Origin of the sequence: Allocoleopsis sp., assembly GCF_036703385.1 — a bacterium.
Classification (GTDB): Bacteria; Cyanobacteriota; Cyanobacteriia; order Cyanobacteriales; family Coleofasciculaceae; genus Allocoleopsis.
The window spans coordinates 1-10092 of the sequence record NZ_DATNPA010000561.1; the positions used below are offsets into that span (position 1 = coordinate 1).

The 10092-nt window shown below is 46.7% G+C and carries 9 protein-coding genes; 4 read left to right on the forward strand and 5 right to left on the reverse strand.

The window, feature by feature from the left end; all coding sequences use genetic code 11:
• From V6C93_RS27360 to V6C93_RS27370, 3 genes are all read left to right on the forward strand, one after another.
• Positions 1-377: substrate-binding domain-containing protein (locus V6C93_RS27360; RefSeq protein ID WP_333479831.1), on the forward strand; the 377-nt coding region annotated here is incomplete at its 5' end.
• A gap of 276 nt (positions 378-653) precedes the next feature.
• On the forward strand, positions 654-2198 hold the full coding sequence (locus V6C93_RS27365) for a sugar ABC transporter ATP-binding protein (RefSeq protein WP_333479832.1): 1545 nt from the start codon (positions 654-656) through the stop codon (positions 2196-2198).
• Positions 2195-3199 carry an ABC transporter permease subunit gene (locus tag V6C93_RS27370; RefSeq protein WP_333479833.1) on the forward strand — a complete coding sequence of 335 codons (1005 nt, stop codon included), beginning with the start codon at positions 2195-2197 and terminating at the stop codon, positions 3197-3199. The genes V6C93_RS27365 and V6C93_RS27370 overlap by 4 nt, the downstream gene beginning before the upstream one ends.
• A gap of 23 nt (positions 3200-3222) precedes the next feature.
• Here the strand turns inward: V6C93_RS27370 and V6C93_RS27375 are convergent, their stop codons facing one another.
• The gene (locus V6C93_RS27375) at positions 3223-4353 is read right to left on the reverse strand and encodes an ABC transporter permease (protein ID WP_333479834.1); all 1131 of its coding nucleotides are present in this window, start codon (positions 4351-4353) and stop codon (positions 3223-3225) included.
• A 99-nt stretch (positions 4354-4452) separates the two neighbouring features.
• On the opposite strand from V6C93_RS27375, the gene V6C93_RS27380 reads away from it, so the two are divergent.
• Positions 4453-4911: a DUF6636 domain-containing protein gene (locus tag V6C93_RS27380; RefSeq protein WP_333479835.1), complete on the forward strand. Its 459-nt coding sequence runs from the start codon at positions 4453-4455 to the stop codon at positions 4909-4911.
• Here the strand turns inward: V6C93_RS27380 and V6C93_RS38490 are convergent.
• From V6C93_RS38490 to V6C93_RS27395, 4 genes are all read right to left on the reverse strand, one after another.
• The gene (locus V6C93_RS38490) at positions 4840-5022 is read right to left on the reverse strand and encodes an element excision factor XisH family protein (RefSeq protein WP_349262860.1); all 183 of its coding nucleotides are present in this window, start codon (positions 5020-5022) and stop codon (positions 4840-4842) included. The two genes, V6C93_RS27380 and V6C93_RS38490, sit on opposite strands and share 72 nt — an antisense overlap.
• Before the next feature lie 10 nt (positions 5023-5032).
• Positions 5033-6133, reverse strand: coding sequence for an ABC transporter permease (locus V6C93_RS27385; protein WP_333479836.1), 1101 nt, complete (start codon positions 6131-6133; stop codon positions 5033-5035).
• A gap of 81 nt (positions 6134-6214) precedes the next feature.
• Complete coding sequence (locus V6C93_RS27390; protein WP_333479837.1) at positions 6215-8218, reverse strand: ATP-binding cassette domain-containing protein; 2004 nt, start codon at positions 8216-8218, stop codon at positions 6215-6217.
• A complete protein-coding gene (locus tag V6C93_RS27395) occupies positions 8218-9489 on the reverse strand; it encodes an HlyD family secretion protein (RefSeq protein WP_333479838.1) in 1272 nt (423 codons plus the stop codon). The genes V6C93_RS27390 and V6C93_RS27395 overlap by 1 nt, the downstream gene beginning before the upstream one ends.
• Positions 9490-10092 lie beyond the last annotated feature (603 nt).

Genomic DNA, 10092 nt, shown 5'->3' on the forward strand with positions numbered 1-10092 from the left:
ATGCAGAAGGAAGTCGTGATGGTGGGTTGAGAGTCATGAGCGATTTGCTCACCTCCTTCCGAAAAATTGATGCCGTTTTTGCCATTAATGACCCTTGTGCTATTGGTGCAGAGTTAGCCGCTAAACAAGCGAAACGGGACGAGTTCTTTATTGTTGGCGTCGATGGTGCACCTGAAGCTTTAGATGCGCTTAAACAGAACAATAGTTTATTTGCTGCTACGGCGGCTCAAGACCCATTTCGCATGGCAGCCAAGGCCGTTGACGTTGGGAACGACATCCTCAAAGGGAATAAGCCTGCCAATCCAAACATCCTAATTCCAGTCACACTCATCACTCGTGAAAACGTTAGTCAGCATAAAGGCTGGACAAGTGAATAAATAGGTTTCTGTTGTTAGTTCCACAAAATTATGCATAGACAATCTGTCTATTTGGGATCGTACTTATACCAATTTCATAAAACAATGCAACACTCAGAATATCCCCCTAAATCCCCCTTAAAAAGGGGGACTTTAAATCCTCCATTTGTCCTTCCCTTAAAAAAGTGGGATTTAAATCCTCTCTTGGTTCCCCCCTTTTTTAGGCGGCGTCGGGGGGAGCTAACCTGTAGCATCATCCCCAAAATTGGTATTACATAAAAAACACAGGTGTTTCTGATGGTAAGTAGCACTCAATCTTCAATAAAAACTAAACCTGTCCTCGAAATGCAAGGGATTACAAAAACCTTTCACGGTTTCACCGCCTTGCATGGCGTAAATTTGACAATTTACCCTGGTGAAGTTCACGCTCTCATGGGTGAAAATGGTGCAGGCAAGAGTACGCTGATGAAAATTCTGGCTGGAGCCTACATAGCTGATGCGGGCGAAATCAGAATTGACGGTCAGACTGTTAAAATGACAGACCCTGGCCAAGCTAGAGATTTGGGCATCGCCATTATTTATCAAGAGCTTAATCTTGCCCCCAATCTCACGGTTGCTGAAAACATTTTTATGGGTAGCGAACTTAGGAAAGGTGGCACCCTGATTGACCAAGACGCCATGCGGCATAAGGCGGCGGAGGTACTGGAAAACCTTGACGCCAGTTTTGACGCAGGAGACTTGGTTTCGACCCTTTCAATTGCAGAGCAGCAGCAAGTTGAAATAGCCAGGGCACTCAAAGATAAGAGCCGTATCCTAGTAATGGATGAGCCGACAGCAGCGCTTTCAGACCGCGAGACAGAGAAGCTTTTCGAGGTTGTTCGCCGCTTACGGAATGAGGGTATTGCCATTATTTACATTAGCCATCGGATGGAAGAGATTTATGCCCTTGCCGATCGGGTTAGTGTGATACGAGATGGTGGGTACATTGGCTCTCTGGAAAAAAGTGAAATTTCTGCCGCACGCCTCGTTGAAATGATGGTAGGTCGTCCTTTACAAGATTTGTACGAACATAAGCGTCAAATAAATCCTGGCCCCGTTGTCCTTGAGGTAAAAAATTTAAGTGATGGGCACAAGGTAAAATCTGCGAGTTTTCAACTTCATGCTGGTGAAATTGTTGGTTTAGCGGGCTTGGTTGGCGCAGGCAGAACGGAAATTGCTCGTCTGATTTTTGGTGCTGACCGAAAGGCTAGCGGTGAAATCAAACTGGAAGGTCGTTCACTCAATATCTCAACTCCCGATGATGCAATTAAGGCGGGAATCGCCTATGTGCCAGAAGATCGGAAGGATTTAGGTCTATTTCTGGAGATAAGTTCCGGTGAAAATATCACCATGAATGTCCTGGGTCGAGAAGCAAAAGCTGGCATTATCAACTCGAAATCTCTGTTTAATATTGTGGCTGAGGCCGTTAACAACTTAGGGATTCGTCTGGCCAGCCCAAGTATCAGAGCAATGGATTTATCTGGGGGAAATCAGCAGAAGTTATTGCTAGCACGTTGGTTAGCGATTAACCCGAAGGTACTGTTGCTAGATGAACCAACGCGAGGGGTAGACATTGGCGCAAAAAGTGAAATTTATCGAATTATTAGCGATTTAGCAGCAAACGGTGTCGCCATTTTAATGATTTCCAGCGAGTTGCCGGAAATTGTGGGAATGAGCGATCGCGTATTAGTCATGCGTGCAGGAAGCCTGGTGGGTGAAGTAGGCGGCTCAACCGGGGAAGCAATTACACAAGAGAACATTATGGCTTATGCCACAGGCGCACGAGAGGTAGCAAAATCATGAGTCAAACAGAAGTAAGAACCACCGGAAATCCAGCAAGCGATCGCCAGAAAGCGAGTAAACGTCAAGCTTGGAGAAATTTCATCCAAATTGCCGGTATCCTACCCATTTTGCTTGTCATCTGTATCGTTTTTTCACTGGTTTCGCCCAGCTTTCTTTCTCCAGGAAATCTGATTAATGTCATTCGGCAAGCCTCCATCAATATTGTGCTGGCTACTGGGATGACATTTGTGATTTTGACGGGAGGAATTGACCTTTCAGTTGGGTCAATTTTAGGGGTGACAGCCGTAGTTGGAGTGCTCGTCTCGTTAATTCCAGGTGCTGGATTGCTCGCCGTCCCGGCTGCCTTAATTGCGGGCTTATGTTTAGGATTGCTTAACGGAGCGCTGATTGCCTATTTGGGTTTACCTCCCTTCATCGTGACACTCGGTTCTTACACGGCTTTACGAGGTGTTGCTTATTTAGTTGCCAATGGCACTACCGTTATTAATCGAAATCTAAATTTTGCTTGGATAGGTAACAATTATCTCGGCCCCATTCCCTGGCTGGTTGTAATTGCTTTGCTTGCCGTTGTAGCGAGTTGGTTTGTCTTAAGACGAACCGTACTGGGGAGGCATATTTACGCGGTGGGCGGTAATATCCGCGCGGCACGACTGACAGGTATTAAAGTGAGCCAGGTGCTGTTATTTGTCTATGGCGTCAGTGGGTTACTTTCCGGTTTAGGCGGCATTATGAGCGCGTCGCGCCTCTACAGTGCGACTGGGATGTTGGGACAAGGTTATGAACTTGATGCGATCGCTGCCGTAATCTTAGGAGGAACAAGCTTCACGGGTGGGATCGGAACGATTTGGGGTACTCTACTCGGTGCCTTAATTATTGCCCTACTCAACAATGGATTAACCCTGATGAACGTGTCATTTTTCTGGCAGTTAGTTGTTAAGGGTCTTGTGATTATTATTGCCGTAACTATTGACAGATTACGCACCCGTTCTAGTGCAGCATGAGGGTAAAAAAAGTAAATGATTGATTAACTGAGCTGGTTGCGAAATCGGTTGATACTGATGGATAAGAGGATGATGGCGAACAAAAAAAGTGCGATCGCATGAGGCCAAAGTACCTCTAAGCCTACGCCTTTGAGTAGTAACCCCCGCACGATCGCGACATAGTGACGTAGCGGATTGAGCAGCGATAAGGATTGCAAAACTACTGGCATGGTTTCAATGGGTGCGATCGCACCTGATAGTTGGATCAGGGGTAGATTAATGAAAAACGACATGAGAAACACTTGCTGCTGACTCTTGGCAAGCGTCGCTAACATGATGCCAAATCCAATGCCAACCAGCACATAGAGACTCGAAAGCGCTAAAAATATCACTAAATTCCCTCGAAACGGAATCCCAAACACGAGGCGACCAAAACTTAGCGCCAACAAAACATCTCCCATCAGCAGCACAAACAGAGGGACAACTTTAGCCAACAAAATTTCCCAAGTCTCAGCGGGTGTCATCAACAACTGTTCCAGCGTCCCTGAATCCTTTTCCCGTACCACCGTCGCCGAGGAAACGAGTGTCCCAATCAGGGTTAAAACAACCCCGATCATCCCAGGTACGAAGAACCAACTACTGATTAAGCCAGGGTTGTAGAGAAAGACAGCTTTGGGTTCAATTAAGCGGGGTGCTCGAGTCGCATCCAATTGGCGATTATACTGATTGACAATTTGACTAATATACCCACCCGCGATCCCCGCTGTATTAGCATCGACTCCATCAATGAGAACTTGAACTTCAGCCGTGCGGTTGTCGGATAAGTCACGATTGAACCTTGGAGGAATGACTAACCCAGCCGTAACCTGCCCTTTCTCAACCTGTTGCCCTAGCTCATTCTCACTCGTACTGTAGTGATTAGCCATGAAAAGGTGATTTTCGGTCAGCGCTGCAACCAGTTCCCGACTAACAGGTGTGTTGGCGTAATCGACAACTCCTAACTGGAGATGCCGCACATCAGGATTGAGTGTGAGTCCATAGAGGAGGAGTTGGATGGTAGGTGGGAAAAGCAGCAAAAAAAGTAGTTGTTTGTTTCTCAGGATTTGGCTAATCTCTTTAACGACCAAAGCCCAAAAGCGGCTTCCCAGGAGGCGATCGATCAGTTTGGTGGACATCGCGAGACTTAAACAAAAGTCAAAAGATAATTACGAATGCTAGTCTTGAACAGCAATGTTTCATCGTTTTAACATTGATTGCACAAAGAAGACTGATTTATGGTGTATAGCCAGAAATTGATAGTAGCCTTGCTTTCCGGCTTGATGACATCTACAACCGTTGTTGCACTTACGGGTAATAGTACTACTCCTGTAGTAGCTCAAACTGCTTCTACTGGATTCGTCACTCCCAGTGGTAATATCTCTTGCCTTAGATATGAAAAGACACTGCGTTGTGAAATTAAAAGTGGCTTAAATCCCAAACCGCCCCAGCCTTATTCAGGCTACTGTGAATTTGATTGGGGTCTAGGTTTCTCGCTCAATAGCGACGGCAAGCCTAAGATTCTCTGTATCAGTGATACGATCGCTGGTGGTAATTATCCTACACTATCCTACGGTAGTACTTGGAAGAATGCAGGTTTCAAGTGCGTGTCACAAAAAGCTGGGCTAACATGTACTAACGCTAGCGGTCAAGGTTTCTTTCTCAGCCGTGAAAGATGGAAAATATTGAAAAATTGATGAGGAGAGAAGCTGAATCACGCATTGAATAAAAGGTCGAGTAAAAAATTCATTGTAGGCATTTAAGGGAACTGCTAAATATAAAACCCGCTCCGGCTCGGAATCTGCCAACCTATAGCAACTAATCCGGTAATTGCATACGGCCTAACCCCCGACGTGCTGTATTAAACAGCAACAAACTCAACAGTGCTAATGCCAGGGGAGCATACCAAACTCCTGCCCAGCCCGTTCCTCTGACGAAGGCATCCCGGGTGAGGTCGATGTAGTAGCGGGGTGGAACAAAATAGGAGAGCAGCGATAGGGGAAAGGGAATATTGTTCAAAGGATAGATGAATCCAGATAGCAATAGAGCTGGCAAAAAACCAAATGCGGCCCCCTGAATAGCCGAACTTTGGTTACTCGCTCGTACACCAATCAATAGACCAAAAAGAACACTGCTCATTAAAAAAAGTGGAGTCCCAATCAATAAAGGTGTGGGATCGCCGACAAACCCTAATCCCCAAATTAAGGAACCGATGAACATGAGTATGATGGTTACTCCTAAGAAAATTAAGACGTAAGCTAAAGCTTTACCGAGTAGGAGTTCTGTTGCACTTAAGGTAGAGGTATAAACTAGTAAAATTGTACCCTGCTCTTTCTCACGAACCATTGCGATCGATGCCAGAATCGCCGGAAAGATAGCTAGAGCAATAGCAAAAACACCAGGCACAATAAAGAGTGATTCTTTTCGGCCTGGATTGAACCAAAAACGGATATGAGCCACCACTTTATCGGTTCCGGAATGCAATCCAGAATTACGTACAAAAAAGTTGGTTGTTGCTTTGATGCTGTTTTGAATCACACGAGCATTATTTCCATCACTGCCATCAATAAGTACTTGAACTTCACTGGGTTTACCCGCTTTGATGCGACGAGTTAACTCTGGCGGAATAATGACAGCGGCTTTTGCTATACCGTGATCGAGGGCAATCACAGGAGACTGGCCTTGCCAGGGAACAGGATTAAACTGATTGGTCGTAAATAAACGTTCGGTGTAGGCGCGGCTGAGGGGAGTATTATCAAAATCTTGAACGACGAGGGGAATATTTTTGGCTTCTAGACGGATTGCAAAACCAAAGATAATTAACGTCATCAATGGCAATAAGAATGCCAAGGATAAGGTGAGGCGATCGCGCCGAAATTGCGCCAACTCTTTAACGACTTGTGTCCAAATTTTTTTCATACCCTAATTGGTAATTCGTAATTTGCAGTACCCAATCAGCCTTTTATAAACCATTACCCACTACCTATTACCTGTTAGCACTTAATTGTTTTGTTCTGCACGTTGGACAATACCAATAAAAGCATCTTCTAGGGAAAAAGGGATAGAACGTAGAGAACGAAGCTCAATTTGAGCCTCTTGGAGGAGCGATCGCATCTGAGGGATTTCTTGATGAGGCTGATCGAGAACAACATGCAGTCTGTCTCCAAAAATCGAAACTCGCCAAGGTTCAAACTGAGTTTTCAACAAATCTGATGCATTTTGATGTTGATTTGTCAATATTTCCAACAACTGACCCGGTTGCTCCCCTTTAATCTGCGTGGGCGAACCTTGAGCCACGATCTCACCTGCCACCATAAAACCCATACGATGGCAGTGTTCCGCTTCTTCTAAGTAGTGAGTTGTCACCAGTACGGCGGTACCCTGACGGGCAAAATCTTCAATTAACCGCCAGAATTGACGACGTGCGAGGGGGTCAACACCTGAAGTCGGTTCATCTAAAAACAAAATTTCGGGTTCGTGCATTACCGAAGCACCAAAGGCAACGCGCTGCTTCCAGCCTCCCGGCAACCGTCCTGTCAGCATATTCTCCTGACCCTCAAGACCACAAGTTGCCAGCACCCAGTCAATTTTGGGACGACGCAACCGCCGAGGCACTTGATAAACTCCGCCGTAGAATTCTAAATTTTGCAGAATGCTTAAATCATCGTAGAGCGTAAACTTCTGGCTCATATAGCCGATGCGCTGTCGCACGCGAGGGCTACGCAAACGACCCCGTTCTCCGGCTAGCGAAACGTCTCCAGCACTGGGTGGTAGTAATCCGCACAACATTTTAATCGTGGTGGTTTTACCTGCCCCATTTGCGCCTAATAATCCGTAGATTTCCCCATACCGGACTTCTAAATTCACGCCTTGAACTGCCTGAAATTTGCCAAAGTGTTTTTGTAAATCGTAAGCACCAATTGCAATTTCTGAGTCTGTAGATTGGCTGTAGATGATTGGCTCTAACTCTCCCACTCTCCGAGAAGCACGGGAACGAGGATAAGGAATAAATGGAGGGTCAGCACCTTGTTGACGCAAGCGCCTAACAAAAACATTTTCCAGTGTTGGCTCCACAATTTGGATGCTGTGGAGTTCGAGTTGATGTTGTTCCAGACTTCGCCTGACTTGCGCTTCACCCAACTCGGCATCTTTAACTAGCACATCCAAGCGATCGCCAAAGGTTTGGACATCCACAATTTGGGTGGCGTTGGAGCCAATCGCCTCCTGTACGGTTCGTTCTGAGGCTTCAATATTATTTGTCCGAACTTCGAGGCGCTGTAACTCCAAACTTGCTCGTAATTGGGCGATCGTCCCAATCTGCTGGATTTGTCCCTCATACATCAGCGCTACTCGATGGCAGCGTTCGGCTTCATCTAGGTAGGGAGTGGCTACAACAATCGTGACTCCCTCTGTGGAAAGTGCCGCTAAAATATCCCAGAACTCCCGACGCGATACTGGATCAACCCCCGTTGTTGGCTCATCCAAAAGCAAAATTTCGGGTTGAGCAATCAGGGCACAGCACAGGGCGAGTTTTTGCTTCATACCCCCAGACAGTTGCCCTGCTAAACGGTTGGAGAACTTCTCTAAATCCATCAACCGCAGGTACTTCGCTCGGCGATCGGCAAAGTGATCGGGGGAAACTTGGCGGACACCCGCGCTGTAGCGGAGATTTTCGTCAATACTGAGGTCGAGGTAGAGGGAAAATTGCTGGGTGAGGTAGCCTGTTTTGGAACGAGCCTCGTGAGGAGAACGCCCAAGGATTGAGATTTGCCCCCCTGTCGCTTCCATGATTCCAGCCAGAATGTGGAAAGTACTCGTTTTCCCAGCTCCATCTGGCCCAATTAGCCCAAAAATCTCACCCGCACGGACTTCAAAATTAATCCCTTGAACCGCCTCAAAGTTGCCGTAGCGCTTGACTAAATTCTGCACCCAGATGACTGAAGAGGAGGAGGGGTTTTTAACCTCAGCGATCGGTTCTTCCCTATCCCCAATTGGATGAATCATCACCGCTTCTGCTGGCTAGTGATAATTTCGCCATCAGCCGGCATTCCAGGCTTAGCAAAACCAGCCGGGTTATCAATGCTCAGCTTGACACCAAACACTTGCTTCACTCGGTCTTTTTTAAAATACGTATTTTCTGGCGTAAAAGAGGCTTGAGTATCGATCGCAGAAACATGAGCACTCAAGGGTTGATTGGGGAAAGAATCGAGATAAACTTTCGCCAGTTGACCCACGCGGACTTTACCAATATCCCCTTCTGGAATATAGCCCCGTAAGTAGACGGTGTTGGGGTTAATCACCGAGAGCAAGGATTTACCCGCCGCCACGACTTCTCCAGGCTCCACGGTACGAGCCGTTACCGTGCCATCAATGGGACTAACGACGTTAAGGTCTTTAATTTTGGCAGCAATTTGTTGTTGTGCTGCGGTGGCTCTGGCGATTTCAGACTCAGCGGCTTTTTGTTGAAAGCGGGCTTGAGCGAGTTGTTTTTGCAGGGCATCAATTTGCGCCTGCCGCATGTCCGGGTTGAGGCTCGTTGTCTGTGCCTGTACCAGTTGACCTTGGTTTGCGCTGACTTGCCTTTGGGCGGCTTCCACCATCGAGCGACGAGCTAGAACGGCAGCAGTGAGGCTTTCCACTTGGGTTTGTGCTTGATCAAATCGCTGTTTAGCGATCGCACCCCCCTGTACTAATTCGGCAAAGCGATCGCGGTCTGTTTTCGCTAATTTCAACTCGGCTTCGGTTTGAATCAATTGTGCCTGAGCTTGATTTAGTTGAGCTTCTGCTGCCGCGACGTTGGATTGAGCTTGGGAGATGCGCCCTTGGGCATCGCCTTGAGATTGCTGCCAACTCAAGCCGGCTTCTTGAATACGGCTGGTGAGTACATCCATCTGAAGACGAGCCTGCTGTTCTTGTTGTTTAGCGGCGTCAACGCGAGCTTGTGCTTCTTTGAGCTGAGCCTGAATTTCTTCATCATCAAGTCGGACAATGACTTGCCCCTTACGGACAGTATCTCCCTCCCGAACGGCGATAAATCCAATTCGACCAGGGACTTTCACACCAATATTGGTCTCGTAGCCTTCCACTCGACCGCTCACTTCCAGGGGCGCTGCTGTTTTGGGAAGTAATAAAAAATACCCTAGCCCTGCTAAACCAGCACCTGCTGCCAACAACCCGATGAGGAGCAAGAGTCTAGGTTTCGGTTTCCTCTCAGGTTGCGGAAGTTTCTTCTGAGATTCTTGGCTATCTTGAGGTTGGGAGATTAACTGGGTCATAATAGGCTCTCCCTTCATGAAGGCTACCTGTAATATGAGACGCAATTATATAAGAAGGCTTGCATATCCAAGCCGTTCATTTAGCAGCATAAGGCACTCTTTCTCGACAGCGTAAGGATGTTGATGAAGCTTTACACACTCAGGATAACAACTTGGAATCTTATAGAGATAGGACTGCCATAGCAGCATTGGTAAGATGACTACATCTCTGTAGTACTTATCACCTTTTTTAGACCATTTATTTAAGTTATTCCACTTTAACAGGCATGTTTTTGTGAAAGTCTCTAACTTGGAGGGGAACCAATACTACTCATACCAATTTCATAAAATAGTGCAACGCTTAGAAGATCCCCCTCGTATCCCCCTTAACAAGGGGGACTTTAAATCCTTCATTTGTTCCCCCCTTTTTAAGGGGGGCTAGGGGGGATCTCGCTTTGTAGCAGCATTAAATGAAACTGGTATCAGATCAGACTGATCCCCTAGTTCATCACGCTCAAATAGAAGAGGTCTTTTCTCACAAAAAGAAAACCCAGCTGGTCAATAGCTGGGCTGTATTCTGTACTTTTGTGGCTGATACGAAAATGTTCGCTCCTCACCCTCTTC